Source organism: Acidobacteriota bacterium (assembly GCA_016208495.1).
GTDB lineage: Bacteria > Acidobacteriota > Blastocatellia > Chloracidobacteriales > Chloracidobacteriaceae > JACQXX01.
The window spans coordinates 19,297-42,547 of record JACQXX010000045.1 but is presented as its reverse complement, the minus strand read 5'-3'; the positions used below and the strand labels follow the sequence as shown (position 1 = coordinate 42,547).

The window sequence follows — 23,251 nt, the reverse complement described above, 5'->3', positions numbered from 1 at the left end:
AAGGATTAACCAATGAGTAAACCAAATTTTGAAAGACTTCGGGTCTATCAGGTAGCCGAATTATTTGCCGATGTTATTTGGGAAATCGTTAGCCAATGGGAGCCTTTTACGAAGGCCACCATCGGAAATCAGCTTGTCCGTGCGGCTGACAGTATTGGTGCAAATATTGCGGAAGGGTGTGGGCGTGGGTCCTATCAGGACAATCGGCGATTTATTAAAATTGCACGGGGCTCACCCAATGAAACCCAACATTGGTTACGCCGGGCCTTTAAGCGGAACCTTTTAACTTCCCAGGAAATTCAAGAGTTAAGAAAATTAGTCGAGAATCTTGGACCGTTATTAAATGGATACCTGCGGTCAATAGGAACCTCTTCAGTTAACAGTCAAGAGAGTCTGATCAATAGTCAGCAGTCAAAATCTAATATCATTGATGACTGAGCTTCTCTGAAAGAAAATCTCATAAACTAGAGCATTAAAACAAAATACACTTGAAATTGTATTCGACCTTCCCAACACTTGACTACTGACTACTGACTACTGACCCACTAAACATAATCCCGCAGCATTTTCCGGAGTTCAATCACGTGCATTTCTTCCTGCCCGATCATGGTGCGGGCAAATTCTTCCAAATACACGCTCCGGTCTTTCACGACATCAAGCAGCGATTTATAGAGATCAAGCGCTTTTCGTTCATGCACCAGGCTTTCTGACAGAATGTCTTTGACTGAATGCTGGTTGGTTTCTTCAATGGTGGCAATGCGCAGGCTGGGATGTCCTTCCAATCCAGTCAAGATTTCTCCGGCGGTCTGGGCGTGGAGCAGTGATTCGGTGGCCTGGGCTTTGAGAAATTGAACGATTGGAATTCGGTTTGGACCAGTGACCATCAGCGCATAGTGCGTGTACCGAACGACTCCGGCCAATTCATACTCCATAATTGACTTTAATAATTCGCACGTTTGAGGTGTATCGAGATCTTCCATATGATTACCTTTCCTGGGTTTGACGGCGAGCTGGCGTACTGAAGTACACCACAAGGAACAGTGCCGTCGCCCCTGAGACCGCCAGCTTATAAGCGGGTGAAATATTGAGTGGTGAGAGAAAGCCTTCAATCAGACCTGCCACCACCAGAAGCGGTAGACAAATCATCATTAATTTAATGGCTTTGATCCCACGTTCGATCAGTGCTTCGCCCCGCCTCAAATCGCCGGGCATCAGTAATGCGCTACCTATCAGAAAACCCGCTCCGCCGGCAATAAAGATTGCCGTAAGCTCAAACACACCATGGGCCGCCATAAAGATCAAAATCGGAGTGAATTTGTACTTAATACACATGGCCGTGATCCCACCAATGTGCAGGCCGTTGGTGGCCATAAAGTACAGCGACCCGAGTCCGAGAAAAATGCCGGTGGCAAACGAATAGACAGCCACCCTGGCGTTATTGGTAAAAATCATTGAGGAGGCAGCCTGATTGTTGCTGTTGATCATTTCCGTCCAGTTTTGTTTGGACTTGACCATATCCAGAACGTCGGGCGCCAATCGGAGGGAATACTGGTCATCCAGAAAGACAAAGATGCCGCTAAATACCCCAACCACCATAAAGACCAGGAACGCCGCAAAGGTATAGCGCCAGGTTTCTCGAAATAAAGCCGGCGCGGAATAGCGGTAGAATTCCCAAATTTCCTTAAACCCAGAGCTTTTTGAACGGTAAATGGTACCGTGCGCCCGGCCAACCAGGTTATTGAGATAATTCACCAGGTGACTGTCCCGGATTTCCTGGTGCGCAATCGCAAAATCAGCCGCCGTGCGCTGATAGAGACGACCGAATTCGCGAACTTGCTCCCGGTGCAGGTGGCTGAGTTGACCACGCAGGGCCAGAGACAGCATCTCTTCCAGTCGCTTCCAGTTTAATTGTCTGCGATCAATAAAATCTCGGCCCATAGATGAATTATGAATTATGAATTATGAGGCAAATTCCTGGGTTGAAAGTGACCAAAGGAATGCAGAATGAAAAATGAAGTCAATCCAAACTTCTTCAGCCCCAAGCCCGACTTCTTCAGCCCGTTTTCTTCAACCCCGAGCTTGCGAGTCTTCAGCCTGATGTTTTCAGCCCGTTTTCTTTAGCCCTGAATCAGTAATTTCGCTGGAGCAAAAAATCAGCATACTGATAAAGGAGGTCTCGGGCTGGTGATTCTGGCAGGACATGGAGTTGCTTTTTCGCGTCTTCAAGCAAATTCCAGGCAATATCACGTGCAAACGCAATTGAACCAGCCTCTTCAAGTAAAGCGACGGCTTCCGGTAATTCACGAGTTAAGCCTGGATTGCCCAGATATTTCAGAAATTGCTCACGTTCAGGTGATTTGGCATATTTCAGGAAGTGAATCACAATCAACGTCTTTTTCCCGTCGCGGATATCCAATCCAAGCGGTTTGCCTAACCGGAGCGGATCAGCCTGAAGATCCAGCACATCATCCCAAATCTGGAACGCCGTTCCAATCTTTTCACCAAACACCGCCATGGCGTTGACCTGGTCTTCGGTTCCATCACCAGCCAGAACACCGCAGATGCAACTTGCCCGGTAGAGCGCCGATGTCTTACGTGACGCCATAATCAAATAGTCTTCGATTTCCAGCTCCATCCGGGTCTCAAAACTCATGTCGTCAAATTGCCCTAAACACATCAATTTGGCGGCTTTGGCCAGCACGTCAACCATTCGAATGGCATGCCGGGCAACCCGAGACGCCTGTTCAACCGCTTTGGCGTAGAGCAAATCTCCCACCAGGAGCGAGGTTCGATTTCCAAACTGGCTGTGGAGCGTTGGGAGACCATGCCGTTTTTCACTGTGATCCATCATATCATCGTGAATCAACGATAAATTGTGCAGGTACTCAACGGCCAGGGCTGGCGGAATGGCATCATCCAGTACACCGCCGAGTGCTTCGGCACAGGTGATAACCAGAAAGGGACGTAATCGTTTGCCACCGCTTTTAAAGAGGTAGGTGGTGGCTTCCAATAGAAGTGGTTGTGTGACTTCGGCAATGTCTTTGATGATTTCTTTGTCGATCATTCGGGCTACGGCTTCTGCCCTTGCCATCAAGGCAATCGTTCCCGGCTCTTCAAGAAGTTCGCGCATGGTCCCCCGCTTTTCTCGGTGATGTATTCTCACCATCCTACAATGGGCCAGATGCACTCGCAAGCACAAGCTTTCGGCGCCTCATTTATCAATGGCATGCCAGCCCACAGGGTCGTTTGCTCAGTCACCAGGAGCCGAAAATAGATTTGGCACACCCTACAGGCCCCCAAGCGTTGGCAGCAGACCTGAAGTTTCCCCCCGGATCCCTCCAAGCCTACAACTCAGAAGTAGGATGTGCCAAATCAGCAATGAACTCCCTACAGACACTGTCCAATAAGATCGCTCATTGAATGAATTGACTATACGAAAAACGACCAAATCGGTCAACACTCTTTTCCCTAAAATCATCCTAACTTCCTTACAAATTCTAGCAAAACGACAGTAAAGCTAATAAAAACAATAATTAGCCTTAAACCAACTTACTCTCCGATAAAACATCTTGTTCCTCCAAATGGAATCTGGTAGGTTTAATTCGACCAACGAAAACGACCAAAACGACCATCATTTCCTATTGGGCGATACCGAAATGGAGCAAGTGGTTCGTTTTTCCTCAAATCCTGAAGATGGTGATCTATGACGCGTGCCTATTCAACTGCGGAAGTTTCTCAAATGTGGAATGTCAGTGAATCCACGATTAAACGGTGGGCTGACAGTGGGAAGCTGGAGTGTATCCGGACACCTGGGGGGCACCGCCGATTTCAAATGGAAGCTCTGATGGCATTTCAGGAACAAAATCACCTGAAGTCATCCAACCTCTTCTCGTTCTCGATCCCGTCACTGGTGGCTGCTGAGCCCGCCCAGGCTCAGGAAAATCACTTTGGCCGGGAACAACAATTACTTGAGCAAGTTGAAACGGTGACTGAGTTCACGCCACTCAAAACACTCCAGCAGATCTATTTCGAACTGGCAATTCAGGGAAGTCAGAAACTGGCTGAGATTTTTCTCCAACGGTTGTACCTGCAAGGCTATTCAATTCTGGATATCAAGGAAAAAGTGATTACCCCGGTCATGCACCAGATCGGATGGTTGTGGCAACGGGGCGAATTGCAGGTCTATGAAGAACACCTGGCATCTCAAGTAACTCTTTCAGCCACCAGATATTTACATTACCTGGTGCCACACAAATCCGAACATGGGAAGTCAGCATTGTGTGCCTGTCTTGAAGGCGATTTCCACGAAATTGCACTTCACTGGCTGACCCAAACGCTTGAATCTGATGGCTGGCGGGTGATTGTGGCCGGGGCCAATACCCCGGTTCACTCAATTTCTGATGCGCTCAACCGGTTTCAACCAGCGATTCTGTGTTTATCAGCCACGATTTTGTCTAATTTGGAACATTTGCGGCGTGATTATAAAGTTTGCTGGGAACGGGCCGAAGCCCTGGGAACTCGGATCATTATTGGTGGGGCCGCCTTTGAGGATCCTGATATCCGCGCCCATTTTCCCCATCACTTTCATGGCACGAGTTTTTCCGACCTGATCGGATATCTGCGGCGAGAATTCAAATAAACCTCACCATTCCCATTTTTTGTCTCCTTCATCAAACAAAAATTGAAACTGCTCTCTCACCCATTGTTTGAAAGTCGGGGTTCCTCGCACTGAATTCAAGCAAAATCAGGGAAAATGCTGTCTTTCACCGATGATGGCTCAGTGGAACAGGGATTGCTCTCACGACGGTAATGTTTTGTTGATGACAAAACAACCACCTCTCCCGCACGCCTTGATAGTTTTAAACCTCACTTCAATCTGGTGTTCAAGGAGAATGAGCCCATGAATATTCGCCGTCCGTATCGTGTTGCTTTCATCGTTGCATTTATTGGACTTGCTATCGCAGGTTTGTTTTTTGGATATCCCAGTCTGCTCTACCGGGATACAACCTATTCGTACCAGGAAGAAAACCCTCAACTTGCCTTTCCCGAAATTCTCACTTCAGCAACAAATACTCTATTTGAACAGGGGCTTGGGGATCCACGTGGGTGCGAGTACCGTGAAGTTGAAATAAAAGCCCGGAATGTATGGGGGGAAGAGCGAACAATCCAGGTTCATGGTTTTGTTCAACCCGTTTCCAATGAAAACCAACCGTCTCAGCAGGTTGTTTGCTGGGATGGATTGATTTATTCGGCAGTCTCCGTCGGGAAGAAAGTGGACCTCAAGCACGACATCGAACATATCGGGAAGGTCAACCGGTTTCTTAGCGAAACGAATTGGGATGGCATTGAAGAATGTTCATTCCACAAGATCACTCAGGCATTTGAAATTTCCCACCGAACGTGTTCAACCCTCAAAGTCTGCTTGTTGCTTCGGCTTGGTGAAGTGGATTTAGCGCGCCGGGCATGGGAAATCTCTCTCACGCCGCGCCGTCTTTCCAATCTCAAGCCGCCTGATCCATATCTTGAATTAGCCCGAACCTGGGCATATTCGCTCTATGATCGGGGCTTATGTGCCCACATGGTGGGCGATGACCAAACTGCACTTGAACGATTTCAAATGCTGGCTCGTGTCAATCGGCTTATCGAAGCTGAGGCTGAACGGCGTGGGTTTCAACGTCCCGAGGCCCCTCCCAAGGTTCACCTTCAGACCCCAATGCCATACCTTCATTTTGTGTGGAACCTCTCTGAATTGCTGGCTGATCAGGAACGTCGCGCCCGAGCACAAATTACAGACACCACCTTCTCCCAGACAGAACCACAAGTATCTGAAAATAACCCGGCACCCATTGCAACCCTTATCAAAAACCTGGATCAAGTGAATGCCCGCCAGTGGGGACAACCTGGAGGAGTCAATTTAGCCGATGATCCAATCGTTCAAGCCTTGATTGCACGGGGAGAGGAAGCGGTTCCCCTTCTCCTCGACACGTTTGCATTTGATAACCGGCTGACTCGTTCTGTTCATTTTCACCGTGATTTCATGCCTGATCGAGCCGTCCTGAGGGTACACGAAGCAGCCTATACCGCCCTCACCGCAATTTTGCAAACTTCTTTCTTTAGTCCAAACCGAAGCAGCGACAATCTTTCCAGACGAAGCCAGGAACAGCGACAAGAAATTGTCAGGCAAATGCGCGACTACTGGACGAAATATCACGGAATCCCGCTTGTCGAGCGGTGGTACCAGGTGCTGATGGATCCGACGATTGAGGATACCCAGTGGCTTATCGCCGCTTCCAAAATTGTCAAACCGGCTGGCGAGAAGAGTTATATCCCTGGCTCGATGATTGGGACCGCAACACCTGGCGAAGGGTGTCAACCAAATCAACCTCAGGGTTTGTGTGGAGATCCCTTGCGCTCAAAGGTGAACCCAACCATCACTGAACTCATGAGCCAGCGGGCAATTGACCTGGCAGGCAATACCCTGAACATGACCCCTCGTTCGATTGACCGTGGAAGTGATATGGCAATGATGCTGGTTCGGTGGGATCCATCAGCCTCACTTCCGGTTCTGCAATCGCTGGCAAACCATTGTCGAGATCTGCGAGCCAAAACTCCAAGAACGGGCCCCGCCTGTTCTGATCGTCTTTCTCGAACTTATTACCTTTTGCTCAAAACCCGGGTCCAACTGGGCGATACCACTGCCACCTCAGAATTGGCAGAATTAGAAAAAGAGGGTCCCTTTCCTGATTCAGATGGTCAATGGATCCTTGATGCACCTTAACCACAAAGTCACCAAAATTTGGAAAGAACGCTGTGGTTTGCAGCAAAGAGAACAGGGTATTTCCGGTCCATTGAGCTTCAAACCACAGACCCCAAACACTGTATCTGCACGGCTGAATGTATTCTCCTGGTACATCTTTTCCCATATTCTGCGGTTGAATAAGGCTTCCCTGGAACCACTCGCGGTACACGATTTCGTGACCTCAAATTACCAGCACATACCTTTTCGTGCATAACCTCTTTATTCACAATAATTTATAAAAAAGTCAGGCAACGATTCAAAATCCCCCTGTGTCAAATCGCCGCAAACATACAGCAGCGATGCTGAAACAATAGTGATAGACACACAGGAACTTCTGGATGAGGAGCCCGATTATGAACAAACTGACACTTTCATTAATGACGATTTTCATGGTAACCGCGATGGGCCTGGTGGATTCGGCCCAGGCGCAAAACTACCCATCTGCTGGCCGGTATCCACGCCCAGTTGATCAACAATATGGAACTTATCCGCAAGGATATAGCCGGGAATATGCCGAAGATTACAATCGTGGGTTTCGTCAGGGCCGAAGCGATGGGCTGACGGATGGCCGCCGCGACGGTGCCCGCGAAGTCAAGCAAGAAAAATTGCGCACCTATTCGACCCGCCGGAACCCGACCATGGGCGAGATGGCGTTTGCTGATGGCTACAACAATGGCTATCGCGAAGGGTATGAGATCGGATTTGACCAGGAATTTTCCAAGGGCCTGCAGGAACAGACCCAGCGTGGATACAAAGATGGCTACAATGCCGGCTTGAAAGACGGACGCAATGCCATTGATCGCAACCAGTGGGATGAATCACTTCGCCGGACCGCCCGGCCCGTGAACAACCTGCGTAACAAATTCCAAAAAGCCTATGACGATGCGTTTGAACGCGGGTATCGCGAAGGGTTTGAAAAAGGCTATCGCGAACGTCCAGTCAATTCAGGCAAGGATTTTCAGCGCGGATACGCCGATGGATACAAACTGGGCTTCCAGGATGGCCAGCAAGCTGCCCGCTCGGGCCGGAATCGGGATGATGCCTTCCGTACCCGCCGCGCAAGCCGGGAAAACCAGTACGAACAAGGGTTTTCGAAGGGCTACTCTGAAGGCTTCGAAAAAGGCTTCCGCACCGCCGACCAGGGCCAGGTCAACCAGCAGGAATTTGAGCGCGGATATCGCGAAGGGTTCCGGATGGGATTTGCCGAAGGTCAGGAAGCGGCTCGTGAACGGCGCAACCGCAATGATCGCAGCAACTCGCTTTGGCGGCGACCAATCAAAACTGACTATGACCGTGGTTTTATCAAAGGCTTCAACGAAGGCTTTGACAAGGGATACGACTCACGTCGGTGAGAATTGGGGTTGAAAACCAGGGTTCAGGGTTTGAAAACCAGGGTTCAGGGTTTGAAAACCAGGGTTCAGGGTTCAGGGTTCAGGGTTCAGGGTTTTGAAAAAACGATAAAGAGTATCCTTTCAAAAACCCGGAACCCCGAACCCCGAACCCCGAACCCCGAACCCGGCTTCCTAAGCATGTTTCCGCTCAAATTCCTTCATAAATTCAACCAGCGCGGCCACACCTTCTTTCGGGAACGCGTTGTAAATCGAAGCCCGCAGACCGCCGACTGACCGATGGCCTTTCAACCCATCAAACCCAGCGGCGGTTGCCTGTTTGATGAGGTCTTTTTCAAGCTCTTCACTTGGCAGACGGAAGCAGACATTCATCAGTGAGCGGCTGTTTTTGTCAGCCGTTCCACGATAGAACTCAGAGGCATCAATCGCATCATAGAGAATACCGGCTTTTTCTTGATTCATCTTCTCCATCGCTGCCAGTCCGCCCAGTCCTTCCAGCCACTTCGCTACCAGTCCAATCACATAAATCCCAAAGGTTGGGGGTGTGTTATAGAGCGACTTGTCTTTGACGTGGGTCCGGTAGTCCAGCATGGTATGCAGCCCGTCAGGAATTCTCGCCAGCAAGTCATCACGCACAATGACCAGCGTTACTCCTGAAGGACCAATGTTCTTCTGGGCACCGGCATAAATCATCCCATACTTTGAAACATCAACCGGTCGGCTCAGAATGTCAGACGAGGCGTCGCAAATCAGTGGCACGTTGCCAACTTCGGGTTCGGTGCGCCATTCAGTTCCAAAAATTGTATTGTTGGAGGTGAAATGCACATAGGCGGCATCCGGGTCGAGGGTTAATTCTGACTGATTCGGGATGCGCGAAAAGTTCTCGGCTTTCGTGGTGCCAGCCGTTTTCACCGTGCCGACCTTTTTGGCTTCCTTGACCGCCTTTTCCGACCAGACGCCGGTTACAATGTAGTCGGCAGAACCGTTGGCCGGCAGCAGGTTGATCGGCACCATTGAGAATTGCAAACTGGCGCCGCCCTGCAAAAACAGCACGTGGTAATTGTCAGGGATCCCCATCAGGCTGCGGAGTTTGGCTTCGGCTGTTTGAATGATTTCATCAAACACTTTTGACCGATGGCTGATTTCCAGAACGGACATGCCGACGCCGGGCAACGACATCATTTCGTCACGGATTTGCTCCAGCACGGACACTGGCATGATGGCCGGGCCGGCGCTGAAATTAAAAATTCGCTTTGGTAGTGGACTCGACATGGAAGTTTACTCCTTCGAAAGACTTAAAAATGAAGTGATAAGTGAAGGTTAAGATTTGCGGAAGGCAGAGAGTATTCAAGTCTGAAACGAAGAATCAAGGGCAATCACGTGGACTGAGAAAATCTTCTCTCTGGTTTTGGGAATTCGGTTGAAATGAAGCCCTTGCCTGACTACATTTGGTAAAACTTCAATTTTGTTCTCGTGTGGCTTTCAGGTGTTTCCAAATGCCCCTGCTGAACCTGACAAGCGAGTTGATCCAAATCCTGTCAACGGCTGGCATTGGCCTGCTGGTGGGTGCGTTGCTGACCGAAGGGTGTCTGCTGGTTCCATACTGGCACAGTTTGTCTGCAGATCGCTTTCATGCGCTTTATCGAGAACTCCATCCCCTGCTCTACCGGTACTTTACACCGCTGACCGTTGCTCCGCTGCTCCTTTCTCTTATCGCAGGCGTCACCAGCATTCTGGTCGCCGGTTCCAAAAGTTGGTCCACACTAACGGCAGGTGTCCTCATGGTGTGTGTGACAGCCACGCATGAAATTTACTTTAAAAAAGCCAACTCGCAATTTGCCGCCGGTTCACTCAGCCCCGATGAACTTTCACATGAACTAGCCCGCTGGTCAGCCTGGAACTGGTTCCGGGTTGGTCTGGGATTGATGGCGTTTAGCGCTTCAATTCTTGGACTTCGGTTTGGGTCATAATTGCTTCAGGCCGACATCTTCTGAAAATTTGTAAACCGCCTGCCAAATCACCAACCCACTGACGAAAAACCAGTCACCAAAGTGGTTGATGCTGCCCTTTGAATGAAGTTCTGGCTTTTGCTATTGCATGAACTGACTCAGGAGGAAGATATGAAGCAGTCCCCAACCCGATTGAAGAAGAGGGTTTCCCTTTCTGCTCTGATTTTGATTGGCTTTTTGGTAGTGGCTGTACGGTATCGAACTGAAACGGCCAGAGAAACACTGATGGAAATAGCCCGTCGAAATCGGATCACTATGGCTGAGTCAGCTTCCTTTGGTGCGAAACGCCCTGTGTTTTCTTCAAATGTGGACGATGGCGAAGCCTGGCCGTACTACCTGAAAGCCCTTACAAAACAAAAAGAAATCTATGAGTCTCAAGTGAAAGGCAGCTCAGGCTTTTATGGAATTAGCAATTTGAAAGAATCAAAACCTTCTCAAAGCGAAGCCGCAGGCCGGGAAGTTTTCGCCTATCGAGATGCGTTGTTATTGATTCAAAAAGCCCAGAACCAGCAGTTCTTTTGTCGCCCTGAAAACCGGACTGAAAGATTCTACGATCAAGTACTGCCTCCGTATGAAGTTGAGAAATTAAGCGACTTGCTGATTGTGGCGTCTCGACTGGCTGAAACCGACGGGAAACAGATGGAGGCGATCCAACTGGCTCTGCGTGCTTATTGCTTATGGGAAGATTTGTTCTTCGTAACAACCTGGTATCACGCAGGGCAGGTCTTTCAACATCAGTCAGTGGTGTTACATCGGATTTTGAAGTTACTCAGTCAAAATCGCCTTCAATCACCAGAGTATGCTCAACTTCAGGCCCACCTGATGTCTCTTTATCAAACCCAGGTTCCGTGGTCAGCAAAGATGCGCTATCAGCGCGTTGGTTTTTTGGCCCGCATAACCAAACCAGCGATTGATCGGCGCTTTGGCGAATATGGAACATTCGTCAGCCATTGCGGAGGTAAACCAAGTCAGTTGAAATTAAAGATGGAAGAGATTGAACGATCACTTGAAGGGCATTTTTTTCTTCCACGAACACTGGCTTTTATTCAAAAAAAAGATCAGGTCTTTCAGCTCCTGGAAAAAGCGGAAAGCCTTGACCTGAGAAGCCTGTTACGAGCGATACCAGCCACTCAGGACAAAGAGTCGCTGCTGAATGCCTGGCAAATCCAGGCTGAATTTCGGGCCTGTCTTTTTATTGTTTCACTTCATCAGAAGAGCATTGAACAGAGAACTTCGCCGACTAATATATCTGAACTTATCCAACAAGTTACGGCTTCCAGTCCGGCGAAAGATCCATTTTCATCGGCGCCCTTTTTATATCGTCTTGACAGCCACGGTACCGGGCTTGTGTTCTGGAGTCTCGGGCCAGACCTGGATGACGACGGGGGGAAATCGGTTCCGGAACCAGATTGGTTAAATTCCAACCAGGATGGCGATCTGGTTTTTCAAGCACAACTTTCCACAAATTATACAATTTTGGAATGAACCTATCGCATTACGGGAAAGCTAAACTATTGGAAGAATTGTATTTTCCCGATACCCTGAACCCGATACCCTGAACCCAAAATGGTATTACTTCCCAACAAATCCTCTCCCCTGAAGCCAGTTTCCATCGGTTTCAAAGGTGACCGCACCATTCAGACCAGTCTGCCAGAGTTGGGCGGCTGGAAAGAGGTACTGATAGCGACGAACCACATCTGGATGAGGATGATGGTAAATCGAATGCTCCGGGGCGCAAAACACCACGTGCTGAGGCCGGGTATGTTCTAAAAACTCGACCGTGCTTGAGGTTTTGCTGCCGTGATGTGGTGCTTTGAGAACGGTGCAGGATTGGAGATTCGACTGGGAAACCAGCCAGTGTTCAGCCGTTTTTTCAATGTCGCCGGTAAATAAAAAGGATTGCTGACCATAGGAAACCCTGAGCACTAAAGAATTATCATTATCAGACTGAAAGAAGCGTTTAGATGCGTCAGGAGGCGAAAGGACCTCGACCTGCACCGCCCCGACTTCCCAGCGATACCCGGCTCCCAGTTGAATCAGTTGAATGTGCTGTGTGTCGAGCGCCTGTTGCCAGGTTTGATAGGTGCGGTCTGATGATTCACTCCCGCTTCCCAAGGCTTGCCCAACCGGGAAATTCCGAACAACTTCACTAAACCCTTGAAGATGGTCAGCATCCCCGTGCGTTCCGACAATCCAATCCAGACGACGAATCCCCCGTGCCCACAATGCCCGTGAAACAACGCGCTCGCCAATTCCCCGCCGGTCCGGATTAAATCCCGATTCAGCCGGTTTGGTCCAGGCTGACCAGCCGCCACTGTCAATGAGCATCACCTGGCCGGTTGGAAATTCAACCACGGCTGAATCTCCCTGCCCAACATCGAGAAAGGTTACCCGCAAAACACCTGCTGGAGCTGCCGTCCACCAGCGCGGTGGGTTGATAATCCAGACCGCCAGCGTTCCCCAGATAGCCACCAGAAATGCTCCCAGGATAACCCGATATTTTTTCCCGAAGGTTGGTTCTGGCCTGGGACTTTGCAGGAGTGGCTTCCAGTGCTGGAGGATGGCAATCATCACCATCACCATCACGCCATACAGGACATAAACGCCAATCAACCGGCCTTCCAGGTGAGGAATTCGCCAGCTTGCCCAGGACCACTCAGCACCCCAGGTCGCCAGTTTGACAAACCCTGAGGTGACCCACTCCAACGCCAGAACCAACCACCCCGTGAGCCCTGAATGAACGACCAGCGAAAGGAAATACCCGCTGGCCAGAATGAGAATGAGCCCCAGCACCAGTTCAGCTCCCAGATTGGAAATCAGGCCAATCGGCGTGAATCGGTTAAAATAGGCGGCACTGAGCGGCAACAATGCAAGTTGAACCATCCCAGAAGCAATCAGCAACACCACGCCCCACCGGATCAGAACCTGAAGATTCATCACCTTTGCCCAGGGAAATCGCTTTCTGAGGAACTGAGGAAGACCAATTTGCTCAAGCCAGAACGCGGCATTTGATTTTTCAAGCTGGTAGGTAATCGGAGATCGCGCCATGTCTTCAGCAAAGCGTTGCGGGCTCCAAAAGAGTGCTTCGGCCAGGACTCGAATCCACCTGGGGCACACAGGCGGCAAGGGTGTCTGGCGAGTCGGTCGCCAGTTCCCAATCCGTTCAAGGCTTGATACCAGCGGCATCACACCGCCGACCAGCAGCCAGACGGCCCCAATCGTCAATTGAAAACTGGGTGAAAAAAGGTCTGAGGGTTTGAAAAGCAATAAAGCGATGCTGGCGGCGCCCACTACGTTGAGTGGCTCAGGTTGACGGAAAAAAAGTCCACACAGTTGCCAGACCGTAATGGCCACCGCTGCCCGCTGGACAGGTGGCTCACTTCCAACCATCCAGCAGTAGCTCCAGATCATGACCAGAGTGACCGAAGCAGATACCCAACGCGGGGAAAACCAGCGGCGGGTGGCACTTGCCACCAACCAACCAAGGAGAGCCAGATGCGAACCCGAGATCACCAGCAGATGGAACGTTCCCGTTTGTCGAAAAGACTCGGCCCATCCAGCCTCCAGAAAGGCCCGACTGCCAAAGAGTAAGGCGGCCAGCAGACCTGCAACTCGGGGTTCAAAGTCCTCAAACAGGCGGTTGATTGCCCGCAGTCGAAGCATTCTGATCCGGATGTGCCACCCCTGGCTTGTCCCTGGTGCCAGGATGGATTCAATTGATTGCACCCGACCAATCGCCGTCAAATTGGAGGCACTCAGAAAATCATCCAGTTCGAGCATGCCTGGATTATGGCATTGACTCCGCCATTGGAGTTTGACAACCAGTTGAACCAGGGTGCCAGGCACGATTGGATGGGATTCCCAGGCTTGTTTGAACGTAATTTTTTCAAGTGGGTACACAACACTGATTCGCCCCTGGACCGGCTGGATTTGATCCTTGAACCGCGCCTCAGTGACCTTCATGGTGAGATACAGGCGCTGAATGGCCGGTTCTGGCCAGTCTTCGACAACACCGGTGAGTTTGACGGCTTCGGTGGGGTCAATCTGATGTTGAGCCAGGATCCAAGCCAGTTGGTCAGGATGAACGGCTGCCTGTTTTTCCTGAATTGCACCAAGTGCTCCAACACCAAAGACCGCAATCACCAGACTGCCCCACCACAATCCGGACCAGGATTTCAGATAGCCAAAACCACTGGCCAGGCAGGCAGCGACCACAATCCCCACGATCCAAAAAACCGTAGCTTGAACGAACTGAAGTGAGCCAAACCCAATGCCTGCTCCAAACACCCAACTGCCATACCATAATGGCCTTCGGGTCCAATCGAATCCCCCGCGAGACGGCTGAGACACACCAGATTGCCCTTTCACAATTAAATTTCCCCCAGAATCGAAATTGGTATTAAACTCGGAGAATGAAGGGCAAACCGTGTTCCCAACCGACCTGCCAAAAAACCGGATAAATCATGGTTTTCACCGGGAAAATCCGGCAATCAGACGCGATGCTTGACAGTCTTCATGACGTTGCACTATTCTGGCCCTGTCCTTTTGGTTGCTGCTCTTTTTTCTATAAAGCCTCTAAATCTTCTGGTTTTCCAAAAAACAGTTCCACGACAACACTTAGCCGCTAGGTTATCCTTTTTCTCTATCGGGGAAACACACGCATGTCCGCGAAGCTTGGCGAGATCCTACTCAAAGAGAATTTACTCACTCCGCAACAACTGAAAGAAGCTCTGGATTACCAACGTGCCCATGGTGGGCGGCTTGGCTCAATTCTGGTCAACCTGAAACTGGTTTCAGATGAAGAGATTACATCCATTTTGAGCCGTCAATATGGGGTTCCGGCTGTTAATCTGGATCTTTTTGATGTTGATTCCAATGCCGTCAAAATCATTCCTGAAGAGACGGCTCGCAAGTATATGGTGCTTCCGCTGGCACGGGTTGGACCAACGCTCACCCTGGCGATGGTTGATCCGGCAAACGTGTTTGCCATTGACGATATCAAGTTTATGACGGGGCTCAGTATCGAGCAGGTTGTGGTCTCGGAAATCGCAATGCTCAAGGCGCTGGATAAATACTATGCCCCAGAGCGTGGTCTCGAACTGGCCAGTCAAATGAACCAGTTTAACGAGCAATTCATGGGCGGTGGCGGCTCCTCCCAGGCGTCCTCAGCCGCCAGCAGTACATCATTATCTGATCAGATGAGTGAGTTTATTGATGACGAATCAACCAACCTTGAGGTGTTAGAAGAACAGGACGAAATCAACCTTGATGATTCAGAGAAAGGGGCCAACGAAGCTCCGGTTGTTAAACTCGTCAACCTGGTTCTGGTCAATTCATTGGAATATGGCGCCAGCGATATTCATATTGAACCCTATGAAAAAGAGTTCCGCATTCGGTTCCGGATTGACGGGATTTTGAAAGAGATCATGCGGCCTCCCCAAAAAATGCGGGATGCTCTCACGTCCCGTATCAAAATCATGTCCAAACTGGACATTGCGGAAAAGCGCCTTCCCCAGGATGGTCGTATCAAAATTAAACTTCGCCGCGAAGGTCGGGCCCGTGACCTTGATTTCCGGGTTTCGACTCTCCCCACCCTCTGGGGCGAAAAGATCGTCATGCGGTTGCTTGATAAAGAAAAGCTCATGCTTGATATGACCAAGCTTGGGTTTGAGGTCCAAAGCCTGGAACGATTCAAGCGCCAAATCGCCAAGCCCTATGGCATGGTGCTGGTGACCGGCCCGACAGGATCTGGTAAAACCAACACCCTTTATTCAGCACTCTCCAGTTTAAACACCCCCGATACCAACATCATGACGGCTGAAGATCCGGTCGAATTTAACTTGACTGGAATCAATCAGGTCCAGATGAAGGAACAAATCGGCTTAAATTTTGCGGCCACGTTGCGGTCATTTCTCCGGCAGGATCCAAATATTATTCTGGTCGGAGAGATCCGAGACTTTGAAACGGCTGAAATTGCTGTCAAAGCGGCGCTGACCGGCCACCTTGTGCTGTCAACGCTCCACACCAACGACGCCCCGTCTACCGTTAGTCGCTTGATGAATATGGGAATTGAACCCTTTCTGGTGGCGACCTCAGTGAACCTGATTCAAGCCCAGCGGTTGATTCGCCGAATTTGCACCGAGTGCAAAGCGCCCGCCAAGGTTCAACCTCCGCTGCAAACCCTGCTTGAAGTTGGGTTTTCACCCGAAGATGCCTCCAGCATCACGATTGTGGAGGGACACGGTCGGTTACCAGATGGTCGAGAGTGCCCGAAATGTAAAGGAAGCGGGTATAAAGGGCGCGTCGGACTCTATGAAGTTATGGAAATGACCGATGAACTGCGAGAACTGATCCTGGTTGGTGCCTCGGCCCTTGAAATCAAGAAAAAAGCCATGGAAGACAAACCTGGCTACAAAGGTATGCTTTCCCTTCGTCAAAGTGGGATTGAAAAAGTTAAACAGGGGATCACAACCATTGAAGAAGTGATTCGTGAGACAGTCTTATAAGCACCCACACTGGCGCTTTTTTCATTTCCCGTCGGTTTTCGTTGGAAAAGCCCATTTTGGGTTCGCATGTGCGTCCTGTCTTTATTTTTCGCAGTTCAGCGACTGTACCGGTTGTAACCCGTCATTCTTAATAGACCTCGGTTTGAAGTGGAGGATTCATGGCAAATCTTGTCCTCAGCGAATTACTCAAGAAGATGACCGAACTTGGTGGTTCAGACTTGCACATCACCACGAATTCCCCACCCCAGGTCCGGGTTGATGGTCACCTTCGCCCCCTTGATTATCCAGAACTTACCCCGTCAGACACCAAGCAACTGGCCTATTCAGTTTTGACTGACGCTCAAAAACACCGGTTTGAAGAAACTCTTGAACTGGACTTCTCTTTTGGGATTAAGGGCTTGTCCCGCTTTCGCGCCAACCTGTTTAATCAACGCGGAGCAGTAGCCGCGGTCTTCCGGGCAATTCCCTACGAAATCAAAACCTTTGAGACCCTGGGTCTGCCGCCCATAGTGAGAAAACTGTGTGAAAAACCCCGTGGTTTGATTTTGGTGACTGGTCCAACTGGCTCTGGGAAATCCACGACCCTGGCGGCCATGATTGATAAAATCAACCAGGATCGGCACGAACACATCATCACGATTGAAGACCCAATTGAATTTCTCCATCCCCATAAAAATTGTCTGGTCAACCAGCGTGAAGTGCATGCTGATACCCACAGTTTCGCCAACTCGCTTCGTGCCGCACTCCGTCAAGACCCCGACGTGGTGCTGATCGGGGAAATGCGCGACCTGGAAACCGTGGAAACGGCGCTGCGAATTGCAGAAACGGGCCACTTGACCTTTGGCACCCTGCACACCAACTCCGCCTATTCAACCATCAACCGTATCATTGACATTTTCCCATCCCACCAGCAATCACAAATCCGGACTCAGTTGAGCCTGGTGTTGGAAGGTGTCCTTTGCCAATCGCTGCTGCCGAAAGCCAGTGGTCAGGGACGCTGCATGGCGCTTGAAATCCTGATTCCAAACGTGGCTATCCGGAATCTGATTCGCGAAGATAAAATCCACCAGATTTACGGTATGATGCAAACTGGCCAGGATAAATACGGGATGCAGACCTTTAATCAGGCACTGGCCACGCTCTACTTCCAGCGGTCGATTTCGTTGGAAATGGCGCTCATTCGGTCACATAATGCGGATGAACTCCAGGATCTCATCAATCGCGGCTCCGGCCTGGCAGGCCAGGGTGGACCTGGTGGACCCGGTGGACCTCCAGGCGGTCGCCCAATGCCTCCAGGCGGGATGCAGCGGCCAGGACAACCTCCGATGCGCCCAGGTGGGCCGCCACCAGGTGGAGTTCGACGCTAACACATTGACTCTTCTTAACTTGCCAGGGGAACACAACTTATCTGGAGCACTTCCGACTCATGTTTTTCGTCTTGTCGAATCGGATCTGCTCCTTGTCAAAGAGGGGCCATTTATCACGGTGAGGCCCTTTGCGCACTTGGTTGTTCGACGGCAATTGCCATTTGGGTTCAACACAACTCCGTCGGCACAGCTCAAGCCAGACACTTCTGAGATGTAAGGAGCAGACCAGTTATGCCAACGTTTGTTTATAAGGGACGCAATCACCTGAATGAGGTTGTTGTTGGAGAAAAATTTGCCCCCAGCCGCGATCAACTGGAGCAACTTCTTCGCCGGGACAAAGTTTCGTTATTAAGTGCCAAGGAAAAAGGGAAAGAAGTCTCTGTGCCCCGGCTTGGAGGCTCCCAAAAGGTGAAGGCCAAAGAACTGGCCATCTTCACCAAACAGTTTTCAGTGATGATTGACGCCGGGTTACCGCTGGTTCAATGCCTGGAAATCCTTGGTGGCCAGCAGGAAAACAAATATTTCAAGCAAGTGTTGTTGCAAGTTCGCGCCGACGTCGAACAGGGGATGACGTTGTCAGACTCAATGTCTCGCCACCCCAAGGTTTTTGAACAGCTCTATGTCAACATGGTGGCAGCCGGGGAAACTGGCGGTATTTTGGATGTGATCTTACAGCGACTTTCAGTCTTTATTGAAAAAATCGTCAAATTAAAAGGTGATGTCGTTTCGGCTTTGATCTATCCGGCAGCGGTTGTCATTTTGGCGGTGGTTGTGATTTCAGTCATTATGATTGTGGTGATCCCGGCCTTTAAGACCATTTTTGAAGGGTTGCTTGGTCCTGGGGAACGCCTTCCACTCCCGACTGAAATCGTGATCATAATCAGTAACTTTATGGGCTCTTACTGGTGGTTGCTGGCCATTATCGTTGGTATGACGATCTATGGGATCAAATCCTATTATGCCACCCCAGGCGGGCAACGAAATATTGATAATCTCATGCTCAAATCGCCCATCTTTGGTCCGATTTTGCTTAAAATTGCAGTTGCCCGGTTCTCCCGCACCCTGGCGACCCTCCTCTCGAGCGGTGTTCCGATTCTGGAATCTTTGGACATTACCGCAAAGACCTCTGGGAACGTCATTGTGGGTGAAGCCATTTTCAAAGTTCGGGCAGCCATCGAACAAGGTCAAACCATTGTTGAACCCTTAAAAGCCTCTGGGGTCTTCCCATCAATGGTGTGCCAAATGATTGCGGTCGGAGAGCAAACCGGCGCCCTGGATGCGATGCTTGGCAAAATCGCCGACTTTTATGAACAGGAAGTTGATAGCGCCATTGCCAACCTTCTGACCTTGATTGAGCCGGTCATGATCGGGTTCCTTGGCGTAACCATCGGGGGAATTGTGATTGCCATGTATATGCCACTGTTTGTGCTGATCGGGAAACTGGCCAGTAAGTAGACCACCTTCGTCCCCACATCAGATTGAGAACGGGAGTGCTCCAGTGGAACACTCCCGTTTTATTTTTGGGTTGATTTACCCAACGAGTACCATCAGATCCACCACGTCGAAAGTCAGCAGGTTGATGTCATTGACATTGATATCAAGACAGGCAACAACTCATTTCAGTCAATTTCATTGCTATGTATACCCGTGTTCTGAGTTTAATTCTGTCACGTCTGGTCATCGTCATTTTGCTTTTAGGGCTCGGCATTATCGTGAATGCCTCCTACAACCCCAACCTGAATCTAAAACCCCTCTTGATCTTTGCCGCCGCAGTCTGCCTGCTTTCAGTTGGTTATTTTGTTGCCCTGCGGCTTTCAGAACACTATCGGATACAGCTTTATATCCAGGTGTATACTGATGTGGTACTCACCACCTGGTTGATTTACCTGATGCGGGCCTCTGATTTTTCTTTGGCGCCGCTCTATCTGGTGATCGTGTTGGGAGCCAGCATGGTACTCCCTCGGCCAGGGGTTTTAAGCGTCGGCATTGGGTGTGTGGTCAATTATTCAGCACTCTTTGGGCTATTTTATTTTAAAATTCTGAGTGATGACGGTCGGTTTCTTCAAAGTACCCACCAAAATAATCTGCCATTGTATACGCTTGCCCTTCTACTTTTAACAATTTTAGGCGGTCAACTCGCGGAACGATTACGTCGCAGTGATTCTGATTTGGAAATAGCCACCCGGTATCTGGCTGATTTACGAGCATTTAATGAACGGATTGTTCAAAGTATCAACAGTGGATTGGTGACCACTGACTTGACCGGGACGGTTCTTTCTTTTAATCGGGCTGCCGAAGAAATCACTCGCTATCAGTCAGCTCGGGTTCGTGGTCGTCATTTTTATGATATTTTTGGAGATTTGTCTGCCTTTAGCCTCTTTGACCAAAGCGAAATTCAAACCTCAAAGCGTCTTCCTCGGTTTGATGTTGATTGCGTTGCACAAGACGGACGCACCGTCCATTTGGGATTTAGTGCCTCTCCTTTAATCAGCGAATCGTCTACCGTCACTGGATATGTTTTTTCGTTTCAGGACCTGACCGAAGTAATCAAATTGGAACAGGAAATCCGCCGGCGCGACCGCCTGGCAGCTCTGGGGAAAATGGCAGCCGGAATTGCTCATGAAATCCGCAACCCGCTGGCTGCCATGCGTGGATCAATCCAGTTGTTACGCAGTGAAATGGAGATGACTGAGGATCAGGGATATCTGTTCCAGATTATTCTTCGAGAATCTGATCGGTTAAATCGAATTATCACTGATTTTCTGGCCTACGCCCGGCCCAGCCACCCACATATGACCCGTGTTGATCTGGTTCCAGTCATTGAAGAAACTGTCACCTTGCTCAGAAATAGTCCCGAACTCCACCCGAATCACCAAATTACCGTTCAGATTAAATCCCGACCATTGATTCTCCTGGCTGATGCAGGCCAAATCCGGCAGGTCATGTGGAATCTGTCACGAAATTCCCTTCAGGCAATGCCTGAGGGCGGGACCCTCGACATCCTCATGGAATCCTCATTTGGCAAAGAGATCGAAATCAAATTGAAGGATACTGGACTTGGAATGTCACAAGAACAAATGGATCGCTTATTTGAGCCATTTAATTCTTCACGGACAGGAGGAACTGGGCTTGGAATGGCCATTGTGTATCAAATTATTACCGATCACCAGGGGACAATCAGCGTGACCAGCGGTCCTCAAACCTCTGAGCAAAACCGGGGCGGGACTGAAATCACGATCCGGCTTCCGATTCGTGAAACTCCGCCATCTGTCACGGGAAAAACAGGTGCCTATGAAAAAGCCGATGACTTTGATTAACCGGGTTTTGTAAATCTTTTTGTTTCCTGACTCTCAAACCTGAAGTAAACGTGGTATGCTGGACCCACATTGATTCTTCCAGACAACCACACCGTTCCACACGGTTGATCCATTCCTTTTATAATTTTCGTTCCTGGGGTTCTCTATGAAAGAGATTTCTCATTCCCTTCCCTATGCCACCCTCAGTTACCTGGATAGCTCAGGACAAACACATATTGTCCCGATTAATGCACCGGTCTTCACCATTGGAAGATTGAGAACAAACCACCTTCAAATCAATGACTCCTATGTTTCGCGCCAACATGCGGAAATTGCCTATCAGGATGGGCATTTCTATTTGCGGGACAAAAACAGTACCGGGGGATGTCTGGTGAATGGGAAGCGAGTTTCAGATTATTTGCTCCAACATAATGATCAAATCCAACTCGGCAATACCAACCCGTTGATTCTTGTTTTTGAACTTCACGACGATCAGGTTACAACCGAAGCCTCTATGAGCACAGGTGAGGAGCATTCAACTGACAAGTTGATGACCATCATCACCCATAATCAAACCCGGTTTCTCAATACCTCGCTCCTGGATAGTGCTGAATGCATCACTGATGCCACGTTGAATCGGTTGAAGAATTTGAATGAGACCATGCGGCGGATGCTGGCCGCCCGCAGTACCCAGGAATTGCTCGAAATTTTGCTTGACGCAGTGATGGCGGCCCTTCCCGCTGAACGCGGCGTGGTGATTTTACCGCCTCAGGGCTCAAATCGCCTCGAAATCAGAGCCGTCCGACGCCGAACCGAAAGTGGTACTCCGGTACAGCCGAGCAGCACCATTGTCGAACACGTTTATCAGGAAAATGTGGCCATTCGAAGCTTTGACGCGATGGCGGATAATCGCTTTGCCCTCAATTCGAGCATCATCCAACAAGCGATTCACTCGGTGATGTGTGCCCCGGTAAGTTCCCAAAATCGGGTGTGGGGCGTTTGCTATATCGACAATCTGATGGCCCATACCCAGTTTAATGATGAAGAACTGGAGTTCTTTCTGGCTTTGACCCAGCAGGCCGGGCTGACGATGGAAAATCTGCATTTGATTGAAGAATTGCGAGCCACCCAGGAAAAACTCATTGCCAAAGAAAAACTGGCCACCCTGGGACAATTTTCCAGCGGGATCGCCCATGAACTCAAAAATCAGTTAACCACCCTGACAGCCGCCGAAATCTTACTCAATGTCACGGAAGACCAGAATCTGCGCAAACTGATCCAGTTGATTCTCAATGCCCAACAACGCATGTTGTCAATGGTCAATGAAATCAAGGATTTTGCCAAACAAAACCCGGATGGATTCCGCAAGGATTTACAACCCCTCCGACCTGTTTTGGAAGACGCGATCAGCTTTGCCCGTTTTGACCCCTGCGTCAAAATTTGCCGGGTGGAGACCCACTTTGAAACCAACCCGGTGCTCTATCTCAACAAGGATAAACTGATGCAGGTCATTTTGAACCTGCTCCGCAATGCCGCCCAGGCCATGGCACAAGGAGTTATCGTCGTCCGAGTTTCAGAGCTTGATAGCCATGCCATCATTCGTGTGACGGATTCAGGGTGTGGGATCCCCGCCGAACACATTCACCTGATCTGGGAACCGTTTTATACCACCAAAGGAACTGAAGGAACGGGGCTTGGTTTGGGGATTTGCCGGCGCATTATTGAAGGCCATTCAGGTATTATTGCCTGCGAAAGTGAACTCAACACCGGGACTTCATTTATCATCAAGCTTCCGATTCCGGGCATCCAATAAAACCATACTTCGCCGGTTACTTCCTGAAACGGAAAGTTTTGCGGCTAGTTGACAACTCCCCGGTGGGAAACCATAATGGCCTTTCCACCGCAAGTCATCATTGGATCATCAG

Annotated in this window: 16 protein-coding genes; 11 read left to right on the top strand and 5 right to left on the bottom strand. The window is 49.8% G+C overall.

From position 1 onward, the window contains the following. The first annotated feature begins 12 nt into the window (after positions 1-12). Positions 13-438 (top strand): four helix bundle protein, encoded by a 426-nt coding sequence (locus HY774_07685; protein MBI4748356.1) that lies wholly within the window; start codon positions 13-15, stop codon positions 436-438. Positions 439-545: 107 nt separating this feature from the next. Here HY774_07685 and HY774_07680 read toward each other — a convergent pair whose 3' ends face one another. From HY774_07680 to HY774_07670, 3 genes are all read right to left on the bottom strand, one after another. Beyond that, positions 546-980 carry a bacterioferritin gene (locus tag HY774_07680; protein MBI4748355.1) on the bottom strand — a complete coding sequence of 145 codons (435 nt, stop codon included), beginning with the start codon at positions 978-980 and terminating at the stop codon, positions 546-548. A gap of 4 nt (positions 981-984) precedes the next feature. Continuing rightward, the gene (locus HY774_07675) at positions 985-1,938 is read right to left on the bottom strand and encodes a stage II sporulation protein M (protein ID MBI4748354.1); all 954 of its coding nucleotides are present in this window, start codon (positions 1,936-1,938) and stop codon (positions 985-987) included. 190 nt (positions 1,939-2,128) lie between these two features. Further along, a complete protein-coding gene (locus HY774_07670; protein MBI4748353.1) occupies positions 2,129-3,130 on the bottom strand; it encodes a polyprenyl synthetase family protein in 1,002 nt (333 codons plus the stop codon). Positions 3,131-3,703: 573 nt separating this feature from the next. Here HY774_07670 and HY774_07665 point away from each other — a divergent pair. The 3 genes from HY774_07665 (at position 3,704) to HY774_07655 (ending at position 8,151) form a co-directional block, all read left to right on the top strand. After that, entirely contained in the window at positions 3,704-4,639 is a 936-nt protein-coding gene (locus tag HY774_07665; GenBank protein ID MBI4748352.1) for a cobalamin B12-binding domain-containing protein, read from the top strand. A gap of 261 nt (positions 4,640-4,900) precedes the next feature. After that, the gene (locus HY774_07660) at positions 4,901-6,778 is read left to right on the top strand and encodes a hypothetical protein (GenBank protein ID MBI4748351.1); all 1,878 of its coding nucleotides are present in this window, start codon (positions 4,901-4,903) and stop codon (positions 6,776-6,778) included. A 374-nt stretch (positions 6,779-7,152) separates the two neighbouring features. Continuing rightward, the gene (locus HY774_07655; GenBank protein ID MBI4748350.1) at positions 7,153-8,151 is read left to right on the top strand and encodes a hypothetical protein; all 999 of its coding nucleotides are present in this window, start codon (positions 7,153-7,155) and stop codon (positions 8,149-8,151) included. A gap of 171 nt (positions 8,152-8,322) precedes the next feature. On the opposite strand, the gene serC is transcribed toward HY774_07655, so the two are convergent. Further along, complete coding sequence (gene serC, locus HY774_07650; GenBank protein ID MBI4748349.1) at positions 8,323-9,420, bottom strand: 3-phosphoserine/phosphohydroxythreonine transaminase; 1,098 nt, start codon at positions 9,418-9,420, stop codon at positions 8,323-8,325. 224 nt (positions 9,421-9,644) lie between these two features. Here serC and HY774_07645 point away from each other — a divergent pair, with 224 nt between their 5' ends. Both HY774_07645 and HY774_07640 read left to right on the top strand, forming a co-directional pair. Next, on the top strand, positions 9,645-10,118 hold the full coding sequence (locus HY774_07645; GenBank protein ID MBI4748348.1) for a DUF1772 domain-containing protein: 474 nt from the start codon (positions 9,645-9,647) through the stop codon (positions 10,116-10,118). Positions 10,119-10,268: 150 nt separating this feature from the next. Beyond that, positions 10,269-11,642 carry a hypothetical protein gene (locus HY774_07640; GenBank protein ID MBI4748347.1) on the top strand — a complete coding sequence of 458 codons (1,374 nt, stop codon included), beginning with the start codon at positions 10,269-10,271 and terminating at the stop codon, positions 11,640-11,642. Positions 11,643-11,729: 87 nt separating this feature from the next. Here HY774_07640 and HY774_07635 read toward each other — a convergent pair whose 3' ends face one another. Further along, positions 11,730-14,525 carry a ComEC/Rec2 family competence protein gene (locus HY774_07635; GenBank protein ID MBI4748346.1) on the bottom strand — a complete coding sequence of 932 codons (2,796 nt, stop codon included), beginning with the start codon at positions 14,523-14,525 and terminating at the stop codon, positions 11,730-11,732. A gap of 293 nt (positions 14,526-14,818) precedes the next feature. On the opposite strand from HY774_07635, the gene pilB reads away from it, so the two are divergent. The 5 genes from pilB to HY774_07610 all read left to right on the top strand — a co-directional run bounded on the left by pilB (position 14,819) and on the right by HY774_07610 (position 23,139). Continuing rightward, positions 14,819-16,663, top strand: coding sequence for a type IV-A pilus assembly ATPase PilB (gene pilB / locus HY774_07630; protein MBI4748345.1), 1,845 nt, complete (start codon positions 14,819-14,821; stop codon positions 16,661-16,663). A gap of 158 nt (positions 16,664-16,821) precedes the next feature. Beyond that, positions 16,822-18,030: a type IV pilus twitching motility protein PilT gene (locus HY774_07625; GenBank protein MBI4748344.1), complete on the top strand. Its 1,209-nt coding sequence runs from the start codon at positions 16,822-16,824 to the stop codon at positions 18,028-18,030. Between the two features lie 231 nt (positions 18,031-18,261). Beyond that, positions 18,262-19,485 carry a type II secretion system F family protein gene (locus HY774_07620; protein MBI4748343.1) on the top strand — a complete coding sequence of 408 codons (1,224 nt, stop codon included), beginning with the start codon at positions 18,262-18,264 and terminating at the stop codon, positions 19,483-19,485. Positions 19,486-19,667: 182 nt separating this feature from the next. After that, entirely contained in the window at positions 19,668-21,347 is a 1,680-nt protein-coding gene (locus tag HY774_07615) for a PAS domain S-box protein (protein MBI4748342.1), read from the top strand. Positions 21,348-21,492: 145 nt separating this feature from the next. Next, positions 21,493-23,139 (top strand): FHA domain-containing protein, encoded by a 1,647-nt coding sequence (locus HY774_07610; GenBank protein ID MBI4748341.1) that lies wholly within the window; start codon positions 21,493-21,495, stop codon positions 23,137-23,139. Positions 23,140-23,251 lie beyond the last annotated feature (112 nt).

What these genes read in the sequence shown, in the direction of transcription:
- HY774_07685 (MBI4748356.1), top strand. Translation starts at nt 13, where the DNA reads ATGAGTAAACCAAATTTTGAAAGACTTCGGGTCTATCAGGTAGCCGAA.
- HY774_07680 (MBI4748355.1), bottom strand. Translation starts at nt 980, where the DNA reads ATGGAAGATCTCGATACACCTCAAACGTGCGAATTATTAAAGTCAATT.
- HY774_07675 (MBI4748354.1), bottom strand. Translation starts at nt 1,938, where the DNA reads ATGGGCCGAGATTTTATTGATCGCAGACAATTAAACTGGAAGCGACTG.
- HY774_07670 (MBI4748353.1), bottom strand. Translation starts at nt 3,130, where the DNA reads ATGCGCGAACTTCTTGAAGAGCCGGGAACGATTGCCTTGATGGCAAGG.
- HY774_07665 (MBI4748352.1), top strand. Translation starts at nt 3,704, where the DNA reads ATGACGCGTGCCTATTCAACTGCGGAAGTTTCTCAAATGTGGAATGTC.
- HY774_07660 (MBI4748351.1), top strand. Translation starts at nt 4,901, where the DNA reads ATGAATATTCGCCGTCCGTATCGTGTTGCTTTCATCGTTGCATTTATT.
- HY774_07655 (MBI4748350.1), top strand. Translation starts at nt 7,153, where the DNA reads ATGAACAAACTGACACTTTCATTAATGACGATTTTCATGGTAACCGCG.
- serC (MBI4748349.1), bottom strand. Translation starts at nt 9,420, where the DNA reads ATGTCGAGTCCACTACCAAAGCGAATTTTTAATTTCAGCGCCGGCCCG.
- HY774_07645 (MBI4748348.1), top strand. Translation starts at nt 9,645, where the DNA reads ATGCCCCTGCTGAACCTGACAAGCGAGTTGATCCAAATCCTGTCAACG.
- HY774_07640 (MBI4748347.1), top strand. Translation starts at nt 10,269, where the DNA reads ATGAAGCAGTCCCCAACCCGATTGAAGAAGAGGGTTTCCCTTTCTGCT.
- pilB (MBI4748345.1), top strand. Translation starts at nt 14,819, where the DNA reads ATGTCCGCGAAGCTTGGCGAGATCCTACTCAAAGAGAATTTACTCACT.
- HY774_07625 (MBI4748344.1), top strand. Translation starts at nt 16,822, where the DNA reads ATGGCAAATCTTGTCCTCAGCGAATTACTCAAGAAGATGACCGAACTT.
- HY774_07620 (MBI4748343.1), top strand. Translation starts at nt 18,262, where the DNA reads ATGCCAACGTTTGTTTATAAGGGACGCAATCACCTGAATGAGGTTGTT.
- HY774_07615 (MBI4748342.1), top strand. Translation starts at nt 19,668, where the DNA reads ATGTATACCCGTGTTCTGAGTTTAATTCTGTCACGTCTGGTCATCGTC.
- HY774_07610 (MBI4748341.1), top strand. Translation starts at nt 21,493, where the DNA reads ATGAAAGAGATTTCTCATTCCCTTCCCTATGCCACCCTCAGTTACCTG.